Annotated in this window: 19 protein-coding genes; 4 read left to right on the forward strand and 15 right to left on the reverse strand. The window is 73.1% G+C overall.

Annotated elements, in window-relative coordinates; genetic code table 11:
• Nucleotides 1-153: 153 nt before the first annotated feature.
• The 8 genes from O7606_RS13345 to O7606_RS13380 all read right to left on the reverse strand — a co-directional run bounded on the left by O7606_RS13345 (nucleotide 154) and on the right by O7606_RS13380 (nucleotide 12,101).
• Nucleotides 154-1,857 carry an O-antigen ligase family protein gene (locus O7606_RS13345; protein ID WP_281594345.1) on the reverse strand — a complete coding sequence of 568 codons (1,704 nt, stop codon included), beginning with the start codon at nucleotides 1,855-1,857 and terminating at the stop codon, nucleotides 154-156.
• On the reverse strand, nucleotides 1,850-2,791 hold the full coding sequence (locus O7606_RS13350; protein WP_281594346.1) for a glycosyltransferase family A protein: 942 nt from the start codon (nucleotides 2,789-2,791) through the stop codon (nucleotides 1,850-1,852). The genes O7606_RS13345 and O7606_RS13350 overlap by 8 nt, the downstream gene beginning before the upstream one ends.
• Complete coding sequence (locus O7606_RS13355) at nucleotides 2,784-4,625, reverse strand: Wzz/FepE/Etk N-terminal domain-containing protein (RefSeq protein ID WP_281594347.1); 1,842 nt, start codon at nucleotides 4,623-4,625, stop codon at nucleotides 2,784-2,786. The genes O7606_RS13350 and O7606_RS13355 overlap by 8 nt, the downstream gene beginning before the upstream one ends.
• 221 nt (nucleotides 4,626-4,846) lie before the next feature.
• Nucleotides 4,847-6,760, reverse strand: coding sequence for a delta-60 repeat domain-containing protein (locus tag O7606_RS13360; protein WP_281594348.1), 1,914 nt, complete (start codon nucleotides 6,758-6,760; stop codon nucleotides 4,847-4,849).
• A 178-nt stretch (nucleotides 6,761-6,938) separates the two neighbouring features.
• Nucleotides 6,939-7,883, reverse strand: a complete 945-nt coding sequence (locus O7606_RS13365; RefSeq protein ID WP_281594349.1) for a glycosyltransferase — start codon at nucleotides 7,881-7,883, stop codon at nucleotides 6,939-6,941.
• Nucleotides 7,880-8,824: a phosphatase PAP2 family protein gene (locus tag O7606_RS13370; protein WP_281594350.1), complete on the reverse strand. Its 945-nt coding sequence runs from the start codon at nucleotides 8,822-8,824 to the stop codon at nucleotides 7,880-7,882. Before O7606_RS13370 ends, O7606_RS13365 begins: the two co-directional genes overlap by 4 nt.
• A gap of 379 nt (nucleotides 8,825-9,203) precedes the next feature.
• Nucleotides 9,204-10,592, reverse strand: a complete 1,389-nt coding sequence (locus O7606_RS13375) for a hypothetical protein (protein ID WP_281594351.1) — start codon at nucleotides 10,590-10,592, stop codon at nucleotides 9,204-9,206.
• 93 nt (nucleotides 10,593-10,685) lie between these two features.
• Nucleotides 10,686-12,101: a glycoside hydrolase family 16 protein gene (locus tag O7606_RS13380; protein ID WP_281594352.1), complete on the reverse strand. Its 1,416-nt coding sequence runs from the start codon at nucleotides 12,099-12,101 to the stop codon at nucleotides 10,686-10,688.
• Between the two features lie 672 nt (nucleotides 12,102-12,773).
• Here O7606_RS13380 and O7606_RS13385 point away from each other — a divergent pair.
• The 4 genes from O7606_RS13385 (at nucleotide 12,774) to O7606_RS13400 (ending at nucleotide 14,007) form a co-directional block, all read left to right on the forward strand.
• Nucleotides 12,774-12,977 (forward strand): hypothetical protein, encoded by a 204-nt coding sequence (locus O7606_RS13385; protein WP_281594353.1) that lies wholly within the window; start codon nucleotides 12,774-12,776, stop codon nucleotides 12,975-12,977.
• A gap of 212 nt (nucleotides 12,978-13,189) precedes the next feature.
• Complete coding sequence (locus tag O7606_RS13390) at nucleotides 13,190-13,582, forward strand: helix-turn-helix domain-containing protein (RefSeq protein WP_281594354.1); 393 nt, start codon at nucleotides 13,190-13,192, stop codon at nucleotides 13,580-13,582.
• A 24-nt stretch (nucleotides 13,583-13,606) separates the two neighbouring features.
• The gene (locus O7606_RS13395; protein ID WP_281594355.1) at nucleotides 13,607-13,780 is read left to right on the forward strand and encodes a hypothetical protein; all 174 of its coding nucleotides are present in this window, start codon (nucleotides 13,607-13,609) and stop codon (nucleotides 13,778-13,780) included.
• 71 nt (nucleotides 13,781-13,851) lie between these two features.
• The gene (locus O7606_RS13400; protein ID WP_281594356.1) at nucleotides 13,852-14,007 is read left to right on the forward strand and encodes a hypothetical protein; all 156 of its coding nucleotides are present in this window, start codon (nucleotides 13,852-13,854) and stop codon (nucleotides 14,005-14,007) included.
• A gap of 343 nt (nucleotides 14,008-14,350) precedes the next feature.
• Here the strand turns inward: O7606_RS13400 and O7606_RS13405 are convergent, their stop codons facing one another.
• From O7606_RS13405 to O7606_RS13435, 7 genes are all read right to left on the reverse strand, one after another.
• Nucleotides 14,351-15,118, reverse strand: coding sequence for a hypothetical protein (locus O7606_RS13405; protein WP_281594357.1), 768 nt, complete (start codon nucleotides 15,116-15,118; stop codon nucleotides 14,351-14,353).
• Nucleotide 15,119: 1 nt separating this feature from the next.
• Nucleotides 15,120-16,574 (reverse strand): hypothetical protein, encoded by a 1,455-nt coding sequence (locus O7606_RS13410; protein ID WP_281594358.1) that lies wholly within the window; start codon nucleotides 16,572-16,574, stop codon nucleotides 15,120-15,122.
• Nucleotides 16,571-17,800 carry an OmpA family protein gene (locus O7606_RS13415; protein WP_281594359.1) on the reverse strand — a complete coding sequence of 410 codons (1,230 nt, stop codon included), beginning with the start codon at nucleotides 17,798-17,800 and terminating at the stop codon, nucleotides 16,571-16,573. Before O7606_RS13415 ends, O7606_RS13410 begins: the two co-directional genes overlap by 4 nt.
• An 810-nt stretch (nucleotides 17,801-18,610) precedes the next feature.
• Nucleotides 18,611-19,327: a DJ-1/PfpI family protein gene (locus O7606_RS13420; protein WP_281594360.1), complete on the reverse strand. Its 717-nt coding sequence runs from the start codon at nucleotides 19,325-19,327 to the stop codon at nucleotides 18,611-18,613.
• 160 nt (nucleotides 19,328-19,487) lie between these two features.
• Entirely contained in the window at nucleotides 19,488-19,991 is a 504-nt protein-coding gene (locus O7606_RS13425; RefSeq protein ID WP_281594361.1) for a pyridoxamine 5'-phosphate oxidase family protein, read from the reverse strand.
• Nucleotides 19,992-20,040: 49 nt separating this feature from the next.
• Nucleotides 20,041-21,150 (reverse strand): histidinol-phosphate transaminase, encoded by a 1,110-nt coding sequence (locus O7606_RS13430; protein WP_281594362.1) that lies wholly within the window; start codon nucleotides 21,148-21,150, stop codon nucleotides 20,041-20,043.
• Between the two features lie 20 nt (nucleotides 21,151-21,170).
• Nucleotides 21,171-21,986, reverse strand: coding sequence for an SDR family NAD(P)-dependent oxidoreductase (locus tag O7606_RS13435; RefSeq protein WP_281594363.1), 816 nt, complete (start codon nucleotides 21,984-21,986; stop codon nucleotides 21,171-21,173).

The following is a 21,986-nucleotide window of genomic DNA, read 5'->3' on the forward strand; positions in this document are numbered from 1 at the left end:
GGGTGCTCCGACGTACCTCCCCGGGCCCGCGACCGGCGTCCGTCCGGTGGCTCGTGGTGGCGATCGGCCCCTCCGGGGGCCCTTCGCCACCACGATCGACGGCGGACGCGGTCGACACCGCCGGCCCGGCCCCCGGGGCGTCGTCCCGGGCGGTCACGACCGACGCTCCGGCTCGGCCCGGACCGGTCGGCCCGGCTCGACGCCCGGGGCGCCCTCCGGCGCAGGTACGTCCGGCGGCACTGCCACACCCTGCACCGGCACCGCCGCCGACGCCGCCGCTCCCTGCGCCGACGCGCCCCTCGTGGGCACGACCGGCGCGGACCCCGACGCGCCGACCGACGAAGCCACGCCCTTCACGGGCACGGTCGCTGACGCCACACCCTTCACCGGCACGGTCGCTGACGCCACGCCTTTCACCGGCACGGTCGGCGCGGGATCGGACCGGATGTCCGGCAGGGCCACGCCCATCGGCCGGCCGGAGTCGATCGCGGCCGGGGTGACCAGGGTGGGCGCCGCGCCGAGCGTCGGCGGATCCCACCGGGGGCGGTCGACCAACGGGACCGGTCGGCCCGTGCCGGCGGGCAGCGTCGGGGCCCGGTTGACCGGGCCGGCGATCGCGGCCAGCGCCGCCCCGATGGCGAAGAAGAGCACCGACATGTTCGGGTCGATGTAGGCGTAGACCGGGATGACGACCAGGGCGATCACCGGGAGCACCCCCAGCCACTGCCCGGCCGGGGAGACCGCCGCCGCCAACCGCCGCGCGATCATGACCAGCCAGAACAGGAAGAGGAGCAGCGCCGGGATGCCGTGGCTGTAGAGCACCTGCCAGAACATGCCCTGGGTGCCCAGCGGCTCCACGACCTTGATGGTGTCGACGCTGCTCGGTTGCCCGTACCCGAGCAGCGGCGACCGGGTGACCGCCTCCCAGGTGCGGATGTAGAGATCCATCCGGTCGGTGTTGGTGTCGGTGCTGCTCACCCGCGCGTCGATCATGTCCTGGACCGGGACCACCAGACTGACCACCCAGACCAGCAGGAGCAACACCCCGATCGACGCGATCAGCTTGGCGTTGCCCCGGATCAGCGCCCGCACGCCGAGGTAGGTGAGACCGATGCCGAGGCCGAGGAACATCCCCCGGTTCAACGTCATGAACGCCGGCACCAACGACAGCGGCAACGACACGATCAGCACCACCCGGAACGCCCCGCCACGCACCGAGGCGAGGTACGCGATCACGCACGGCACCAGCAGCGCGTACGCCGTACCCCAGTTGTTGGTGTAGGGGTACGGGGCGGCGGTGCGGTAGATCGGCGCCGGGGAGAGCGGGTTGAACTCGTTGGCCCGGACGTGGGTCAACGCCTGGATGTAGCGCTCACCGGCGATGTTGCCGGGCAGCAGCACCTCCACCGGCGTGGTGAGGGCCAGGGTGGGCATCAGCACGCCCAGCCACCCCAGCGCGACCACCCCGAGCCAGAAGAGCCCGAGCGGGCGCAGCAGCCGGTGCCAGGCGACACCCTCCCGGGCCAGGTTGTAGACGTAGACGCAGACCACCAGCGCGGTGGCCATGAAGCCCAGGCGCAGGCCGAAGGTGAGGTAGGCGGTCACCCGGTCCAACCGGGTCGCGCTGAGCAGCACCAGCAGCAGGAAGACCAGCCAGGTGACGGTGCCGAACGGCAACTCGACCCGTCCCCGGGTCACCAGCAGGGCCAGCAGCACCAGCCCGAAGACCGACCACCCGAGGTAGAACCCGCCGAGCGCCCACTGGAGCGGCATCAGGCCGAACATCACCGTCAGCGGCCACAGCGGCAGCGGGGCCGCCGGCGCGTCGGCCGGGGCCGGAGCGGACTGCTCAGACACCGCGCCCCCGCCGCTGCGCCAGACTCAGCACGCGTTCCCCGGAGAGCAGGCCGAGGGCCACCGGCAGGGTCACCAGCACCCGCTTCTCGGTCGGGTTCAGCCGGACCACCCGGGCCAGCTCGCGCAGCGCCTCCCGGCGACGGTGCCCGGAGGCCAGCGCGAAGGCGATCTGGCCGTGGATGCGGGCCAGACCCGTGCGGCTGTCGGCCAGCTCCGGGTGCTTGGCGAGGAGGTAGCGGGAGGCGTCGACGATGGTCGCCCAGCGCCCGAAGAAGAACGAGCCGCCGTGCCAGTCCACCACCACCAGCACCTCGGGCGCGATGACCACCGGGCCGTGCGCGGCGACCCGCAGCAGCCACTCGTAGTCCTCGCCGTACCCGCCGGGGATCTCCTCGTCGACCGGGCCGATCGCGTCCCAGGTGGTCCGCCGGACCAGCATGGTGCTGGAGTGCACCTCCATCACCCGGTCGGCGAGGAAGTCGGCGAGGGTGACCTCGGCCCGGTCGAGCTGGCGTTCCTTGGCGATGCCCGGGCCCTGCAACCGGATGCCGCAGCTCGCCGCCGCCGCGTCCGGCCGGGCCCGGAGCAGCTCGACCTGCCGGCGCAGCCGGGCCGGCAGCCACAGGTCGTCGTCGTCGCAGAAGGCGATCAGCTCACCGGTCGCCACGTCCGCGCCGGTGTTCCGGCCGCCCGGCAGCCCCTGCCGGTGGGTGTTGTTGACGTAGGTCAGGGAGCGGCCCCGCTCGGGCACCCGGACCTCCAGCGGACGGATGTCGCAGTGGTCGTAGACCACCACGCACTCGACCTCACCCGGGTAGTCCTGGTCCAGGACCGCCTGGACGGCCCGCTCCAGCAGGCCGGGACGGTCCCGGGTGGCGACCACCGCGGTCACCTTCGGGTACGTCTCGTCGGTCGGCGGCATCTGGTCAGTCACGTCCGTCCCCTGTCAACACGAAGCCGACCGGGTTCACCCCGGCGACGCGCAGCCGCTCGACGAGCCGACTGAGCCGAGCCGTCCGGGTGTGGTCCCGGGCGGCGACCAGGACGGCGTAACCGTCCCGGGCGATACGTACGCCCCGGTCGTCCCGGGTGGCCGCCGGCGCGTCCAGCAGCACGAGCCCGCGGTCGTCACCGGAGTCCAGCTCGCGGATCAACCGGACCACGCCGCTGCCGATCCGGATCGTCCGGTCGTCGGCCTCGACCACCGGGTCGAGCGGGGCCGCCGGGGTGGCCGGGGCGCCCGCCGGGGCAGCCGGCACGCTCGCCTTGCCGGCCGACGTCGGCGCGCTGGCCGGCTTGGGCTGGTCGACGGCGGTGCCCGACCGGTAGACCGCGCCGTTCTTGGCGTCCGGCCCGGGGCTGGGCCGGGGCTTGCGGACCGGCGTGATCTGGACGGTGTCGTCCGGTGAGCCGCCACCGACGGGGCCCGGACGACGTACCGGCGTGATCTGGATGGTGTCGTCGGGTGAGCCGCCGCCCGCCGGGCCGGGACGACGCACCGGCGTGATCTGGACGGTGTCCTCGATGGACCGGGCGGGCACGACGACGCCACCGACCGGGCGGGCCCCCGACGTGGGCTCGGCCGGCGGTTTGGCCACCGGCGTCGGGGTGTCGACCCGGGGTCGGACCGCCGGCACGGCGGTCGGTGGGACACGCCGCTGGGCGGCCAGCAGCACCGGCCGGATCTGCTCCAGGCTCTCCGGCGAGCTGCCCAGCCGCACCTCGTGACCGGCTTCGGCGAGGACGGCGGCGAGCCCGGCGCTGACCTGCGCGCGTCCCTCGTTCTCGTCGCTGGAGAGCAGCACCAGCGGCACCGACCGGGGGCGTTCCACCCACTGGCTCAGGGCCAGGGCGAGATATCGCAGGTCGGACAGGGCGGAGTCGCCCTTGCCGCTGCGGTGCACCGTGCCGAGCAACGGCGCGCCGACCAGCTCGCCCACCTCGTGACCGGAGCGGATCCGGCGGTCCATCGCCTCGCGGACGAACGCCACGAGCGCGCCGAGCAGCAGGCCGCCGAGGAGCGCGGCGACGACGAGGAGCAGGGCGGTGTCCCGGTTCGAGGGGACCGGCGCCCGGGCGGCGCTGGTGATCGAACCGGGGCTCAGGTCCGCCGACGCGATCTTGGAGCGCTGCTCGGCGAGCTGGGCCAACTGGTCGTTGAGCGCCCGGATCTGGTCGAGCAACGCGCTGGTACGGGGCGAGGAGCCGCCGGTGGACTGGTTCGGCAGGGCCTTCTGGGTGGTGGTCCGCTGCGTGGTGACCAGCGCGATCGTGTCGTCGTACGACTTGAGCACGGCGGCGCGCTGGTCCTCGTACATCCCCTTGCGCAGGTCGAGGTAGGTCTCGGCGGCGCCGTTCGCGCCGGCGACCGCCCCCTCGTCGGTCACGCCCTTGTAGTTGAACCGCATGAGCTGGCCGCCGACCGGGGTCTCGACCTCCAGCGCGTCCTCCACGTCCTCCGGGTCGCGGCCGGTGATCACCGCCACCCGGTCGATGACGTCGTTGCTGGTGGCGATGCCGCTCTCGGCGGTCATGTTGACGGCCCGGTCGGCGCCCCCGGCGGGCAGCGAGAACGGGTCGGTCACCACCGGCCGGACCACGACCACGGTGGTCGCGGTGTAGACGGGGGGCACGAACACCAGGTAGGCCACGACCAGGAGCAGCAGGACCCCCGTCGAGACGAGCACGGTGCGCCAGCGGCGCAACGGGATGCGGGCGAGATCGGCCAGGCCGACCGGGCGCTGCCGGGCGACGTCGGTCGCGTCCATCAATCAGGTCCTCTGGGGGTGCGGAGGGGCGTACGGAATGCCGGGGGTCAACGGGCACTCACGGACGGTCGTTCCTCCTATTGTCATCGACGGTTGGTGCCGAGTCCTCCCCCCGGTCGCCGGAGGTGTATCGGACAAACTACGGATACCCGGCCGGCCATCCGCGTGGTGGCCGGCCGGGTCCCCGGACGTCGTCCCGCCGGCACGCCGGCGGGAAACGGTCAGGAGGTGGCGTAGAACAGCGTCGCGTTGGACCAGTCCGTGCCGCTCGCGCCCTGGGCGATCCTGACCGCGGCCGAGCCGTCCACCGCCGTCTCGTCGAACGGTACCGCCCACAGGTCGCCGTTGGTGAGGCCGAGCAGCGGCCGGTTGCCGTAGACGATCCGGCCGTCGACGAACGTCAGCCCGCGCGCCCGGCTCCAGTCGACGCCCTGGCTGGGGACGGTGAACTCGGTGCAGCCGATGGTCGAGCCGTCCGGCTCCAGGTAGCGGAAGAAGAGCTTGTTCTGCCCGGACCGGGTGTAGTACATCCGGCCGTTGAGGTAGAACGCGCCGGTCATCGTGGCCGGGGCGAACCAACTGTTGAAACCGCTGCTGAGCCACGGCGCGCCCACCGTGCCACCGGTGAACATCGACACCTGGAGGGTGCTGCCGCTCGGCGCGGCGGCGTCGGTCTTCGACCAGAACAGCTTGTTGCTCAGGGCGAACGCCGCGCCCGCCGAGGTGAGGTTCGGCTGGCTGACCACGCTCGGCGTGCCCAGCGTCGACGCGCCGTCGAAGGACACCCGGGTGAGCTGACCGCTCGTGCCACCGAGGTAGAGGTAGCCGGGGGTGGTCAGCGGCGCGTTCACCGCCGGCACGACCCGTCCGCCGGCCAGCGGGAAGACCGCCTGCCGACCGTGGTACTCGCCGCCGGTGCCGTCGTTGTCGAAGCCGGCGTGGATGCCGGTGCTGCCCCGCCACAGCTCCCAGACGATCGGACCCCAGTTCGTGGTGCCCGACGGGGCGCCGGAGCGGCCCGGGTTCCAGGACAGCGGCATCCCGTTGATCGGGTCGAGCGCGCCGTAGCCGTACCTGTCGATCGCGCCCGGACCGGCCTTGTCGTTGCCGTTGGCGTTGTTCAGCCAGCGGAAGTGCCCGGCGACGTAGACCACGTCGTCGGCCACCTCGACCGAGGTCACCGAGTCGTGGCCGGTGTAGTTGACCCAGGTGCCGTCGATCGCGCTGCCCCGGCTGTCGGTCTCGAAGCGGGCGATCGAGTCGCAGTACGCCCCGCTCGCCAGGCCGCCGTCGGCCACGATCACGAAGTGGCTGCCGTCGTCGGAGAAGTCGACGTCCCGGGCGTAGAACGGGAAGGAGGCGCTGCTGCACGGGTGCACGTAGCGCTGGGTGCTCCAGTTCGCGACCGTCGGGGTGCCGGCCAGCTCGACCAGCACGACCTGGTTGCGCGCCAGACCGTTGACCTCGGTGAAGTTGCCCACCGCGACGAGCGTCCCGTTGTCCGGCGTGACGTCCAGGCCCCACACCAGCTCGCTGCTGGTCCGGGCCACCGCCGCGTCGATCTGGAAGGTCGGGTCGATCGCGCCGGTGGTGGCGTTCAGCCGGGCCAGGAGCGAGTGGTACGTGCCGTTGACCCAGTGGAACGCGCCGGCGATGTAGAGCTGGTTGCCGCGCACGATGGCGCGCCGCACCAGGCCGCCGTCAGCGCGGCCGACGAAGGCGCCCACCGTCGCGCCGGTCGCCGGGTCGAGGGCGACCAGGCCCAGCCGGGCGACCCCGTTGACGTTCTTGAAGGCGCCGCCGACGACCAGCTTGCCGTCCGGGTTGACCGCCAGCGAGTGCACCGCGCCGTCCAGATCCGGGGTGAACCCGGTCTTCAGCGCGCCGGTCGCCCGGTCGTACGCGAACAGGTAGCTCTGCGCCGTCCAGCTCGCCCCGCCGGCCGGCTTGACCCCGGTGAAGCTGCCGCCGACGTAGACCGTGTTGCCGATCTCGGCGAACGCCTTGACGTCGCCGTTCTGCGCGTGCGGCGTGGTGTCGACCGGGTTGGGCGAGGTGAGGGTGCTGGCCACCGGGGTCAGCGGGGCGGCGGCGGCCGGGGTCGCCACCAGCAGCGTGGCGAGGAGCGTCGGCACGGACAGCACGGCGAGCCAACGGACCGCCGTGCTCCGCGCCGGTCGAGCGGACGTTCTTTCTGACACTGGGCCCCCAAGGGTTAAGTGGGACAGGCGTAGCTTCCTGCGCCGGTGACCGGCGCGCATCAACCGACCGGTCCGGGCGGGCCGCAGCTCGGCTCGCCCGGACCGCCAGGGATCAGTTCGGGCTCGTCCATCGGAACGGTGTCACCTCCGAACGGATGCCGACCGTCCACCGCGACGCGGTGACCAGGTCCGCCTCGGTGACCTGGTCGGCCTCCCGGGCCAGGACGAGCTGTCTGCGGTCGAGCTCCCGGGCCATCTCGACCTGGTGGTCGTCGACGTGTTCGCCGTGGCGGCGGCGACGCGGGACGTAGACCGCCCGCTGGCCGGCGCGCAACGCGGTGAGCGCCGAGCCGACCCCGGCGTGGGTCACCACCACGTCCGCCTCCCGCATCGCCTGCCGCAGCTCGGCGAACGGCACCTGCCGGCGGGCGTCGGCCGGCATCCGGGGAATCCGGGTGGCGCCCACCTGCCACAGCACCTCCGCCGAGCGGGGAACGACGCGTACCAGCCGTTCCAGCAGGCGGGGGAAGCCGTACCGTTGGGTGCCGAGCGTGACCACGACCCGGGACACCGGTCGTTGCGCCGGCAGTTCCCGCGCGTCGTACACGTCGAAGATCGAGCCACCGTACCGCCACCGCCCGTCGGCCCAGGAAGGGTACTGGGTGTAGAGGTCGGTGCGGGGCAGCCGGGCGACCATCCGGCCGGTCAGCGACGGCCCGGCGGTGCGGGTGGCGCTCTCGATGTAGTGGCAGGGCAGGCCGGCGCGGACGGCCGGCAGGAAGAACGACGCGGCGACGCTCGCGCCGGTGCTGACCACCCGGGTGAACCGTCCACCGCGCAGCACCCGACGGGCGGCGACCAGGTCCCGTACCGCGCCGACCAGGTCCCGGCTGCTCGCCGGCGGCACGTGGATGACCTCGGCGCCGTCGAGCAGGGACCGGCTCTGCGGGGAGTCGAAGGTCACCCAGACGCAGTCGTCGCGCACCCCGAGCCGGGGCGCCAGGTCGTGCAGCTCGGCGAGGTGTCCGCCGTCCGAGGCGACCAGCAGGGTGGTCACGGCCGCCGGGCCCCGCCGGCCGCCGGCTCCCATCCCGGGTACGGCTGCTCCCCCGCGGCCGACCGCGCGCCGGGGTACGGGGTGGACCGCCCCGGGTACGGCTGCGACCGGTCCCCCGGGTACGGCTGCCCGCCCGCGGTCGGGGTCGGGGCCGGTGGCGTGGGTCGGGCCGTGCGGCCGGTCAGCGTCCAGAGGGCGAACGCCCAGGCGGCGATCAGCAGGGCGCCGAAGACGTACCCGCCGATGACGTCGGTGAGCCAGTGCTTCTCCGAGTACATCCGGGTGTAGCCCTCCAGCGAGACGCCCAGCGCCAGCACGGTCGCCATGGCGACCCGGCCGGTCCGGGGGATCCGCCAGGTCAGGTCGGCCAGCAGGAAGATCGTGCCGAAGGTCAGCATCACCCGGGCGCAGCCGCCGGACGGGTAGGTGCCGAGGTCGGTGGGCGGGTGCCCCCGGTCCACCACGGTGGCGAGGATCTGCTGGGTGTACTGCTCCAGCAGGTACTGACCGAGCATCGCGACGACCGGGATCCACCAGCGGCGCTTCCAGAACGGCGCGAAGACGACCGCGAAGGCCACGCTGACCACCTTGAGCGGGTCCCGGTCGCCGATGGCGGTGTAGAACGAGTTGATCGCGGCCCAGGTGTCGTGCCGCCGCGCGTGGATGTACTCGAAGACCGGCACGTCCACGCTCGGCTCCAGGCGGGACAGCGCCTCGCCCAGCGGCCAGCAGATCGTGATGACGGCGGCCGAGCCGGCGAGCAGCACGATCACCGCCGCGGTCTTCGCGCCGAAGATGGCGACCAGCGCGTTCGCCGCGTCCCGCAGTTTGCCGCCGATCCGGCCGTGGGCCGCCGCCGGCGCCCAACGGGTCGCGGCCAGCGGCACGAGCACCACTGGCACGAGCACGGCGAGCACGGCAAAGAAATAGATCAGCGCCACTGGCGTCCTTTCTGGCCGGTACGACGTTCATCCGCTCCTGGCCCGGCAGGACCCCAGGTGGCGACGTGACGGCCCACCGTCACGCGACCCGTGCCCACCTGCCCGGACGTCACCGCCTCGGGCAGCACACGTGCCGGCTCCGGCCGCCGGCCGGAGCGCCCCTGGCCATCCCGTGCCCCCACCGGATGCCCGTCGATCTGGTCACCACGTGGCGCCACCGGAACCACGACTCATGGAAACCACGACCGAGCGGTGAAACAGTAAAGGAATACGCCCGGGACCGGTAGGGACGATCAGACGTTTACTCGCGATACGCGTGGTCCGGTCGGGTCGGCTTCCGGACAGTCGCTTCCCGTCGCAGCTCAGCCGACATCCGCCCCTACCGCAGCCGCTCGGCCAGCACCTTCGGCAGGGCCGGATACAGCTTCGGGCTCCAACCCCCACCACCGGCGGCGAGCTCGGCGGTGCGCAGCCACAACTCGACCAGGTACGCGTCACCGACCAGCCGACGCCGGTCGGCGTCCAGCCCGAGGGCCGCGCCGTGCCGGTCGAGCAGCGCCACCATCTGCTCCGCGGCCTCGGCCGCCGGCCGCCCGCCCAGCGACAACGCGCTCTGGAACCCCTGATGGGCCAGATCGAACCCGACCGGCCGGTCGGACCCGCTGTTCTCCCAGTCCCAGGCGATCAGGCGACCCCGGTGGTCGCCCAGGTTCCACGGCACCCAGTCGCCGTGCCAGTCGCCGAACTCCAGCGACACCTCGCCGTACCGTTCGGCCAGCGCCACCACCACGTCCCGGAACGTGCCGCCGGGCCACTGGGCGCCGTCGGCCGGACCCGACCGCGCCCCACCGGCGGACAGGTCGCCCTGTTCCGCGCGGGCGGACAGGTCGGCCTGTTCGGCGCGGGCGGACAGGTCGGCCCGTTCCGTGCGGGCGGACAGGTCGGCCCGTTCCGCGCGGGCGGACAGGTCGGCCCGTTCCGCGCGGGCGGACAGGTCGGCCAGGAAGGGCGAGCCGCGCAGCGGGCGCGCCGGCGTCGGCGGGCCACCCCGGCGGGCCACCGCCAGCATCGCGGCGAGCTGCGGCTCCGCCGGGCGGCGCAGGCCACGCACCCCCGACGGCATCGGCTCGACCACGGTCACCGCCAGCTCACCCCACTCGGTCTCGCCGAGCAGCCGGGGCGCGTCCGGCAGGTCCGCGCCGCCCCGGGCCAGGTTCCGCAGCGCGTCCGCCTCGGCCCGCACCATCGCCCGGGTCGCGTCGTTCCAACCGATCTTGGCGTACCCGCGGGGGCGGCCCCGGTCGTCGAAGAGCTGGAGGGTCGGCTTGTGGTGCGGGTCCGGCGGACGGATCCCGATGGCGGCGTGCAGCCGGTCGCCGAGGACCGCCGCGAGGTGGTCGACCAGCAGCACCTCCGCCCGGTCCACTTCGGCCGGCACCGCCACGGTCAGCACCGGCATGCCGGCCGCCCTGGTCGCCCCCACCCCGGCGAGCAGGCCGACCGCGAGCCGGTTGAGCCGGACCCGGGACGGGCGGAGGGCGTTGTACGCCCAGGTCGAAGCCGCGCCGACCCGGCGGGACGCGAGCGGCAGCAGGAACCGGGCCCGGTCCACCGACGGCACCACCGCGTACCGTACGCGCGCCCCGTCGGCGCCCGCCGGGCCGCTGTCGCCCCGGCCCACCGACAGTCGCAGCCGCGGATCCGGGAACACCGCCCGGGTCACCCAGCCGATGCCGTCCGCCCTCTCCCGAGGATCACCCTCCCACACGCCGGCCCACTCTAGGGGAAAGGAAGGGTCCCTTCCTAACGCCCACGGAGCGCGCCTGCCGCCCGGGAGGGCGGCCCCGGGAACGCGCGCCGCCTACCGCTGCCAGACCCGGACGTAGTCGACCTGGAAGTCGGCCGGGAACGCCGTGCTGCCGTCCGGGTCACCGAGCCAGCCGCCGACCTGGAAGTTCAACCGCAGGTTGTACGGCTTGTGGAACACCTCGTCGAACCAGGGCGTGGTGGACCGGTTGCGTTCCCACACCTTCCGACCGTCGATGTACCAGCGGATCGAGTCCCGTTCCCACTCGGTGGTGTACGTGTGGAAGCCGTCCCCCGGGTAACCGGACGGGAGGTTGTGCCGCGCGTCCTGCTTCGTCGGCTTGTAGTCGTAGAAGATCGCCGAGGTGGCGGCCCGGTGCCAGTCCTTGCCGCCGGGCAGCTCGACCACGTCGATCTCGCCGTTGCCGCCGTCCTCCGGGCGCAGCCAGAACGCCGGCCAGAGTCCCTTGGAGTTGTTCGGCCCGTTCGGCGACTTGGCCCGCACCTCGAACCGCCCGTACGTCCACGAGTGGCGGCCGATGGTGTCGAGGTAGCTCTGGGTGTACTGGCGGGTCTCGGAGCCGCACACCGTGGTCTCCCGCAGCGCCCGCAGGGTCAACATGCCGCCGGAGACGAAGGTGTTCTTCGGGCTGTTGGTGTTGCAGCCCTTGTCCATGTCGCGGGCCTCGTTGGTGCGGAGGTTCCACTTGGCCCGGTCGACGGCGGCGCCGTTGAAGTCGTCGGACCAGACCAGCCGCCAGCCGGGCACGGTGACGCCGGGCGGCGGGGTGGTCGCCGCGGGCGGCGTCGGGCGTGGCGCGGGAGGGCTGGGCGTCGCGCTCGGGGTGGGCTTGACGGTGGTGGGCGCGACCGTCGGCCGGGCCGTCGTCGGCGCCGGCGAGGGCTTCGGCGGGACGGTCGTCCGGCTCGGGGACGGGGCCGGTCGCCCACCGCTCTTGTAGGTCACCACCAGTTGCGGGCGCAGCTCCGGCCGGGAGTTGTCGCGCGACGCCCAGTAGATCCGGGTGGCCCGGTCCTGCTGGGTGAGGGCGAAGGTGTACGAGCCGTTGCCGGTGACCGCCCCGGAGACGTCCCACTCGTTGTGGCCCTTGTCGACCTGGTTCACCCCGTCCAGGGCCGGCCCGAGCGGCGGCCGTTCGGCCCAGGTGCCGACGAAGTTCGCCGGGCCGGCGGCGAAGTGGGCGAAGACCCGGGCGGCGAACGGCTCCCAGGCGTGCACCCGCAGGGTGGCCCGGACGTCCCGGGCGCCGGCGGGCAGCGACTTCACGGTGAACTCCAGCAGCGCGTCCCGCCGCCCGTTGGGGTTGCGGTCGCAGAGCCGGGGACAGCTCGCCAGGGTCGTCTTGACGCTGTTGTCTCCGTCCTGGACGACCTGGGTGGCCGTGGTGTCCGCGATCGGGTCGAGCGTGACCGACGTGTCGTCGTCGGCGAAGAGGGGCAGCACGGACACGGCCAACATCACCGTGGTGCCGGCCGCCACGAGCGCGATCGCTGAGCCTCGTCGTAACATCAAGATCCCCTGCTTGAGGTCGCCTCGGTCCTGGGGAAGAAAGTATCGACCACCGGGTGCCCGAGGGCCGGACTTCATCCGCACCGAACCGCAACTTAAGCGTCCGCTAAGGTCGGCGCCATCCCGGAACGGTACGCGGGCGGTGACGCAGCCGACACCGACGCCGTTCACCTGATCAGGCTCCGCAGGTCACCGGCTTCCGCCCGGCCGGCGCGCCGTCGCGCGCCAGCTTCCCCCAGCGGTACGCCACGCGCCGTACGCCCACAGCCGGGCCACCTCGTCGCCCGCTGGCCGGCGATGTGGCCACTAGCCGCTGCCCTGACGACAGCCCCGCATGGAGGAACGCACCGGTGGTCCGAGCCGGATGACCCTGGCCACCCACGCCCTCGGACGGTCCGCCGGTCCGACCCGGCCCCCCGGGCCGCCCACCGCCGAATCGCCGGCGCCCGGCCAACTCGTCACCGTGCGCAACCGGCGTTGGGTCGTCGCCGACGTGGTGCGCAGTGAGGTCACCAGCGGCGACCCGCACGTCCTGACCGGCCGCACCCCCACCTGGTCACCCTGGTCACCCTGGTCAGCGTCGAGGACGACGCCCGCGACGAGGAGCTGCGGGTGGTCTGGGAGCTGGAGCCGGGCCGACTGGTGCACGACAGCGCCACCCTGCCCGATCCGCGTGACGGCTTCGACGATCCGGGCGAGCTGGCCGCGTTCCTCGACGCGGTGCGGTGGGGCGCGATCCCCTCCCTCCTCCCGACGCCTTGTTCTAGCCACGCCACGCCGGCAAGCCTGCTAGACTTACTCCGTCTAGCGAACTAGACATGGCAAGGTGAAGCGGGTCGACCTCATCAACAAGATCAGTAAGGCTGCCGCCGAGGAGGGCGTGATGTTCACCCTCGCCCGAGAAGGCGGCAGCCACAGCATCTACCAGTACGGATCGCAGAAAGTGACAATCCCTCGACATCGAGAGATAAACGAGATGACGGCACGCGGTATTCTGCGATCGCTGGGACTTAGGTAGGGGGCTCTCAGTGAAGTACACGGTCGAATGCGCACGCTCCGGCTCCTGGTGGGCGATAACTGTTCCCGAACTCAAGGGTGTGTTCTCCCAGGCTCGCCGGCTCGATCAAGTGGAAAGCATGGCGCGCGAAGCCATCGGCCTCATGCTGGAGGTCGCACCCGATAGCTTCGATGTCGAGATCAAGCCGGTGCTGCCCGATCAGGTAGTGCGAGCACGTGAGGCGCGGGTCGCTCTCCGTCAGGCCGAGCGTTCGGCTGAGGAGACAACTCGATACGCGGCCGTAGAGCTTATCCGTGCCGGGTACACCGTCCGTGATATCGGCGAACTGCTGGGCATCTCACCACAGCGGGTCTCCCAAATCACACAAGCAGCCAAAACCGAAGGCAAACAGCAAGCGGCCTGAGTTACGGTCAGACCCTTCTCCTCGTTGCTCCGCGAGAAGCACGGAAAAGGGCACAGGACTGAAGATGATGGTCGACAGCAACTCGAACCGCTGGTCAGAGACAGCATCCACGCCGCGGCGATCCGTGACTTCCCCATGCTGGAGGAGCAATTCCAGAGCTTCCCGGACGAGGAGTCGATCCGCAAGCGGTCGAGCTGACTCTCGCCTTGGTCTACTTCCTCATGGTCGACATCCACGAGGGTAAGCCCAGCGACGCTGAGGTCCGGGGTGTGGCGGCCGAGATCGCCAAGGCGGAAACATGGGCCGAGCCGACCGAGGCGGAGGTCACCACGTTCCTGGTCAGGCTGATGAACGGCGAGCAGTTCACCGGAACCGTCCCGCCCGGGAACCTCGACCGGGCAGAGGCCGGTCTGGAAGCCGCATAGACGAGGGGACTCCGAAGCCGGGCAGGGCCCCCTCCTACCGCAGCCTGGTCGCCGCCCGGCGACGTGACCGTCCGGAGACCCCGCTGGACGAGGCGGTCGTCGACGCCGACCAGCCGGTCAACCACCGCTGGCGGCCGTTCCAGTTGGCATTCGTCCTGCTCAACCTGCCCGGCCTCGCCGACCCCCAGCACCCGGAAGCGGGTCATCGCCGCCTGGAAGGCTTTTGGTCCACTCCGTTTCGGCGATGTGGCGGCCTCGGGGCGAGTTGTCACCGCGATATCGGTGAGCTGGTGTGGATCATGCCGGCGTGGGCCATGCGCGGAGTCGGCGGGGTGGGGTGGGGTCAGGCGGGGCGTTGCTCCAGGCGCTGGCCGGTCACCGCGGCCACCGCCTCGCCCAGGGTCAGCGCCGTCTCGTCGGCGTCGTTGCCGTCGAACCGGATCGGCGCGGCCGACGGGAAGGCGACCGTCCACCGGTCGTCCACCTCCACCTCCTCCCCGGGCACCAGCAGGTGGATGCCGTGCACGTCGGTGTCGGCGAGAATCCGCCGTCCCGCGTCGGCGTCGCCGGGCAGGTCGTTGATCTGCGCGTCGGAGATGAACATCAGCTCGGTGTCGCAGGTGGTCGGTCCGAGCCGCCGGACCTGGTCCAGGGCCGGGCGCACCAGGGTGTCGCGCCCGTCCTTCGCCCCGGTGGGGCCGGTCAGCCGCGCCGTCCGGTAGTCGGTCGCCGGGACCCGGGTGGCCGCCTCCGCGGCGAAGTCGACGACCGCCACCTCGTCGCCGTCCCGCAGGTTGTCGCCCAGCCAGGAGAACAGCCGGTCGAGGGCCCGGTCCCGGGGGGCGGCGAAGTCCGCCATGGACCCGGAGATGTCCACCACCATGACCATCCGGAGGCAGGCCGGACCACGCGGCCCCACCAGCACGGTCCGTTCGAGCTGCCGTTCCCCGAGCTGGGCCGGGACGACCCGGGTCACCAGCCAGGCGAGCAGCGCCACGAGCACCAGCACGAGCAGCAGCAGCGGAACCAACGTACGGGCGGGTCGCCGTCTCGGGGCCAGCCCGGCCCCCCGCGACAGCGACGGGCCGGACCGCAGGGCTGCCGACGCCATGTCACCGACCCCCGGTCGCCGGGGAGCCCGGCTTGTCCGGGCCGACCCGACCGGACGGCTCGCCCGTCACGCCGTAAAGCTGGCGGCGCAGCTCGGTGACGATCCGGTCCACCTCGCCGCCGGTCATCGGCCGCCAGTAGTCGAGCGAGTTGATCGCGTCCTCGACCGCGCGCAGCGGCACCGACGCCAGCGGGTCACCGAAGATCCCCAGCGGCGTCGGATCGGGAAGGGCGAGCGGGGCGTCGGGCCCGACGTCCAGGCGTCCGCTGGCCGGGGCCCGGTGGGCGGGCCGGTCCCGGCCGACCCCGGCGGGCGCGGCGCCGCGTCCGCCCAGCGCCCGCTCGTCCAGCAGCAGCAGTCCGCCGACCGCCGTGATCCGCTCCATCCGGCTCAGGTGCGCCTGCGTCGCGCTGCGCAGCGCGAGCCAGGCCCGCTCGTGCGCGGTGTTCGTCTTGACCAGGCGTGTGGTGAGCGTGTCGAGTCGCCTGGCCCGACGGTCGGTCTGCGTCCGGATCTCGGAGGTCAGGAATGCCCGCGCGACCGCGTCGACGACCAGGACGGCGCCGAAGACGAGGGCCATCGGCGCGGCCGGGACCTCCGTCGTCTGGAAACCCTGGTCCGAGAAGCGGACCAGGACCAGCCAGCAGACCGCGACCAGCACCACCAGGCTGACCAGGCCACTGGCGACGAGGCCGGTCAGCGAGATGCGACGTACCCCCGGGTACCGGTAGAGCCAGCGGTGCCCGAGCTTGCCGACCGCGCGGGCCGCCCAGACGCCGACCGCCGGGATGAGCAGGGCGAGCAGGATCGCGCCGACCCGGGTCGGGTCGAACAGGCCGGCCTCCTCGGTCACCTCGTCGTCGAAGACCCCGTACCAGAAGTAGACCTCGACCACGATGAAGAGGAACTCGATGACCCCGAGCACCCGTTCGTGCGACAGGGGTTGATGCGGGTCGAAGTCCTCCCGGAACCGTGCCATCTGGTCCCGCCGTCCCCACCGGCGTTCCGGCACGTCGTCCGGCCCGGCCGACCGACCGTCCGGCGCGTCGTCGCCAGGCGGTGGCGGCGGGGCGTGACTGTCCGGACCCGACGCCGGGGCGTGACCGTCCGGACCAGACGCCGGGGCGGTCGGGGTCGACGGGGCACGGACGTGCCCGACCCACCGGGGATCCGTCCGGGTCGCCTCCAGCCGCTGCCGGGCGAGTCGACTCGCCGCCGCCGCCGAGACGAGCGCCTGCTGCGCGCGGAGCAGACCGGACGCGCTCCGCACGTCGTGGTACGCCAGCGTGGAGCCCGTCTCGACGACGACGGCCTGCTCGCCGGCGCTCCACTCGTCCGGTGGCAGCGCGGCGGCCGAGGCCCGCTCGGCGCGCAGGACGAAGGCCCGCTCCCGCTCGACCGCGCCGAACGGGACGACCAGGTCGGCGAGCCGGCGGATCCACCGTGGCATGGTCACGACGCGCATCCCTTCCGGTCGAGGTCGATCTCGACCCGCCGGTTCCGGGCCGCCCGGCGCTCGTCGTGCACGCCCCCGGGAAACTCGTCGACGCGGGGCCGCGTCGAGCCGTAGCCGACGGCGCTCACCCGGGCCGGATCGACGCCCAGGGAGACCAGGGCCTGCCGGACGGCCTTGGCCCGCCGCTCCGACAGCCGCTGCCGGTAGGTGGTGGACTGGTAGGCGGCCGTGTGCCCGGCGACCGTCACCAGCAGGGACGGGTCCTGGGCCAGCCGGTCGGCGACCGGCCGGAGCACGTCGGCGCTCCCGGCGCGCAGGGTGGCGCTGCCCGGCCGGAACAGGACCGCGTCCGGGGCGACGAACCGCTCCCCGCAGGTGGACGCGGCCGGAAGCACCCGCAGGGCGACCTCGTCGGGCGGCAGCCCTTCGCGGGCCTCCCCCGCCGCCCGCGGCCGGTCCTCGAAGCGGACCTTCGCGCCGGCCTGCGCGAAGATCGCCGCCCACAGCTCACGCAGCGCGTTCCGGCTGCTCTCCGGCAGCGGCTCGGCGGTGTCACCGAGCCCGGCCCAGACGACGGACACGCCCTTGAGCGGGGTGGTCTCCCTGGCGAGCCGGCGGGCCACCTGGGCCGGGTCGTCGTGCAGGGCGGCGTTCACGTCCAACGCGCCGGCGTTGGCGACCCCGTCGGAGACGACGAGCACCTCCTCGGCCCCGAGCCGGCTCGCGTACGTGACGGCGGCGAGCACCTCGCTCCCCTCACCCTGCGACGCCACCTCGGACGCCCACCGGAGCACGCAGGCCACCGTGGCGGCCCGGGCGTTGCGCGCCTTCTCGCTGGTGCCGCCGACCGGGTCGAGCGCGACGCGGCGCGCCTCCCGGGGCCGCCGACCGTCGCCGTCGACGCCGACGATCACCACCTGACCGGGGGCCTTCTGCTGCTGCGCGCGTTGCTGCGCGGCGGTGAGCTGCTCGTGCACGGCCGGGGGCAGGGCCCCACGGGCGGCCGAGGCGGTGTTGTCGACCACCAGCGCCAGGTTGACCAGGTCGGGGGACGGGGCGACCCCGGCCACTTTCGCGCAGTCCTCGGGGTCGACCGACGGCGGCGGGCCAGCGGTTTCGGTCCCGCCGCCGCAGCCGGCGAGCAGGACGACGGCGACGACGGCGAGCAGACCGGCGCGCCCGTGGCGGCGCGTCCGGACGGTCTGCTGATCGGGCTCGAATCTCATCGGGACTCCCACTCGATCGAAGGAGACAGAAATATCCCGGCAGGGCCGGCACAGGAGGAGAAGACGATGGACGGGAATGTCCCAACCGTAGGTTCGCCGTCGCCGACGCCTGAACTGAATTCGTATTACTACGTAGCGGCGGACGCCGGGCGGGACGCGCTTGCGGCGCGGCCGGATCCGTGCCAGGTATCCCATGACCGGGAGTCATGCCATTGCCGGTGACTGCTTGGGGGAGGCCCGGTGCCACAGGCTGACAGGACTCGACGCCTGCTGCGAGGGTCGCCTGGTCCGCACGATCGAGTTCGTGCTCACCACGCACCACCCGGATCCGGACGGTGACCTCGACGGGGAGGACGGCATCGCGCCCGACGCGGCGGCGCGGCTCGGCCTGGACGCCGACACGGTCCGTCGGCGGTGGGCCGCCGCCGGGCTGGTCCCGATGGTTCGCCGCGCCCCGGCCGGCGTCCGAGTTCGAAACGCCGCTGCGCGGGTCGTTGCAGGTCCACGAGGCGCACCAGCGTCCGGTCCCGGTACGAGCCGGGTCGTGCGCGCTGCCCGCCACCCCGTTTCCCTGATGTGGCGGTTTCATCGCGGGGCGACGCCGCCGGATCAGGGAAACGGGGTGGGGCATCAGGTCAGGCCCGACGGGACGGGTGGGTCAGCGGCGGGTCCAGCGTTGGTTGGCGGCGCCGGTGCAGTCGCGCACGCTGTTAGCGCGAACATCGTCGCGGGCGCGGCACCGGCCGGGCGGGCGGCAGGCGCGTCAGCCCGAGCCCCTCGCGGTGGCCCGGCCGCCGACGGCCGCCAGGGTCAACGACGCCAGACGGCGCCGCGCCGCTCGTACTCCAGCACCTGCTCGACCTGGAGGGCGAGATCGACGCCGAGGAACCGCTCGACGAGCCAGAGCGCCAGGTCGAGCCCGGAGGTGACGCCACCGGCGGTGACCAGGTCCCCGTCGTCGACCACCCGTGCCTGGGTGACGAGGCCGCCCTGGGCACGCAGGTCCTCCACCGCCCGGTGGTGGGTGATGCACGGCCGACCGGCGGTCAGCCCGGCCGCCGACAGGAGCATGGTGCCGGTGCAGACGCCCGCGATGGTCAGGCCACGCCGTCGGGCGGCGGCGATCGCGGCCGGCACGACCCCCCGCTGGATCTCGTACAGCACTCCCGGCGCGTCGGCCCGCCGGTAACCACCACCGGGTACGAGCAGTACGTCGGCCTCGCGCGGCGCCCACCGCCCGACCGGCCCGATCCTGCTGCCGTGGAAGGCGGCGACCGGGTCGTCGCCGTCCACCGTCACCATGCTGGTGCTGACCGTGCCGCCCCCGATCCCCTTCGCCAGGCCGAACACGTCGATCGGGGCGACGAAGTCCAGCTCCTCGACACCGTCGAACGTGACGATCTGCACCCGCAGCGGCCGGGCGGGAGTGAACCGTGGCGCGGCGGACGCGCTTCCCGACATCAGTACCGCGCCACTCGCGACCGCTCCGGCGGCGACCGTGGCCCGAAGGGCATCCCGGCGATCCATCGGCTACTCCTCATCGTGGGACGACTACGTGGACTCGCAGAGATAGTCGTCAGCCGATGGCAGGAGGTTCCCGACAGGGTGCGACGGAGCGCGGTGGGGCGGCGGCGCGCCGACGACAGCGACCGGCCGCCCATCGGCCGCTGGACGGTTCGGGCGCGGGTCAGCCGGCGGCGTCGGCCTCCGCCGCCACCGATGAGCGGGACAACAGCACCCCACCGTCGTCGTCGAAGGTCCAGCGCGACGAGGCCAGGGCCGCACCGGCCCGCCAACTACGCACGACCGTCGGCCGTACGGCGCAGACGGCCATTCCCATCCGGTGGGCGGCGACGAGATCGTAGGCGCCCCCGGTCGACGCGCCGTACTTCGCCGTGAAGCTCTCCCCGATCTCGACCAGCGCATCCCGTTCGGTGATCTCCACAGCGTGACCGTCCAGGATCACCACGTCGCTCGCGCTCTCCAGGTGCGCCGTCACCCGGTCGTCGCGTCGGAGGTTGCGCACCTTGACGCTGACGCCCACCGAGGAGAACGCCAGGGTCCCCCGCCACCACACGCCCCAGACAGGTGCCGCGTGCGGTCGCAGGTCCGCGCGTACGGTGCACACCCAGTAGTTGACGGCGTCGGCCAACTGCCGCTCGACCTCCCGCCACTCGCCAGCGTTCGTCATGATGTCCCTCCTGCTCGTCCGGTCCGTGGTGGGAGCGCTCCGGCGCCCGTCACGCCCGTGATCCCGACGGCTCCCGCGCCCCGGTGACCGGCCGCCGCCGGTAGGTCCGCGCCGCGGCGACGAAGGCGTCGTTCTCGGTCGCGGTGCCGATGGTCACCCGCACGCCGTCGTCACCGAACACCCGCACGGCGATTCCGTTGTCGCGGCAGTGGGCGGCGAAGTCGGCGGAGCGGTCACCGAACGGCAGCCACAGGAAGTTCCCCTGGCTCGGCGGCACCCGGTGGCCGGCGTCGTGGAGCAGTCGACGTACCCGGGTCCGCTCGCGGACGATCGTCCGGCACCGCTCGACGACGTCGTCCTCGGCGTCGAGCGAGGCGAGCGCGGCGGCCTGGGCCACGCTGCTCACCCCGAACGGGACCTGGACCTTACCGAGGGCTTCGGTGACCGTTCCGGGACCGATCAGGTAGCCGAGCCGGAGGCCGGCCAGGCCGTGTGCCTTGGAGAAGGTTCGCAGGACCGCCACGTTGTCCCGTCCCTGACGCCACTGTTCCCGGGCCAGGGACACCCCGTCGAAGGCGTCCGGCCCGACGACGAACTCCCGGTACGCCTCGTCGAGGATCACCAGGACCGTGGGCGGGACGGCCGCCAGGAACTCCCGCAGGGCGGCGGCCCGCGGCTGCGCGCCGGTCGGGTTGTTGGGGGTGCACAGGAAGACGACCCGGGTCGCCGGCCCGACGGCGGCCAGCATCCCCGGCAGGTCGGGCGACCAGTCGTCGGCCAACGGCACCGACCGGGGGGTGGCCCCGACGACGCGGGCGATGACCGGGTACGCCTCGAACGACACCCGGGGGAACAGCACCTCCTCGCCGGCGGCGCAGGTGGCCTGCACCGCCTGGTGGCAGAGCGTCACCGACCCGCAGCCGACGACGACGTTCCGGGTGTCGACGTCCAGTCGTCGCGCCAGCCGGGCCACCAGGGCGGACGCCGTCGGGTCGGGGTACCGGCCGCTGCGCGCCGCCGCGTCGTTGATCGCGTCGCGGACGCTCCCGGGCAGCTCGGTGGGCACCTCGTTGCCGGCTAGGTTGATCTCGACGGGTGGCATCGTGCCGGGCGCGTAGGACGGCAGGGCCGCCAGGTCGGGTCGAAGGCGAACAGGCAAGGAGAACCTCCGGGTGAGCGTCAGGCCAGCGGATCGCCGGCGCCGTAGGGAAGCAGGCGCAGCGTCCGGGCGCCGTCCGGGAGACCGGCGCGGGCGCGCGCGACCAGTTCGGTGAGGTCGTCGGCCCCGACGTGCAGGTATCTGCCACTCACCGGATCGAGTTCGCCGCGGGCCGTCCGGACGACGGCGTCGACGACGAGGTCGACGCTCACCCACTGGTCACGTTCCAGGCACGCGGTCATCCGTTCGGACATGTCGGTACGGACCATGCCCGGACTGATGTCGAAGATCGACACGCCGTGCGCGCGGAGCGGCCCGGCGAGGGCGTCAGAGAGCGCCAGCAGAGCTGCCTTGGACGTGCCGTAGGCCGTGTACCGGATGTCCCGCTTCGTGGCCACGTTCGAGTTGATGTTGACGATCCGACCCGCGCCGGCGGCGACCATCGACGGCAGCACCGCCCGGCAGAGGTTGAACGAGCCCCGCAGGTTCGTCTCCAGCACCTCCCACCACCGGTCGGCGTCGACCTGCCACGGCGGGCTCTCGTCGTGGTCGGCGATACCGGCGTTGTTGACCAGCAGGTCGACCGCGCCCAGCCTGCCCAAGACGTCGTCGACCACGGCCCGGACCGCAGCGGGTCGCCGGACGTCGACCGGGTGGGTGAGGGCCTCCACCCCGAACCGGACGCACTCCGAGGCGGTGTCGTCCAGTCCCGCCGGCCGCCGGCCGAGCAGAGCCACGTTCATGCCCGCCCGGGCCAGACCGAGCGCCAGGTGCCGCCCGATTCCACGGCCGGCGCCGCTGATCAGCGCGGACCGTCCACTCAGGGCCCCGCCCAC

This window comes from Micromonospora sp. WMMD882 (assembly GCF_027497255.1).
Lineage (GTDB): Bacteria > Actinomycetota > Actinomycetes > Mycobacteriales > Micromonosporaceae > Micromonospora.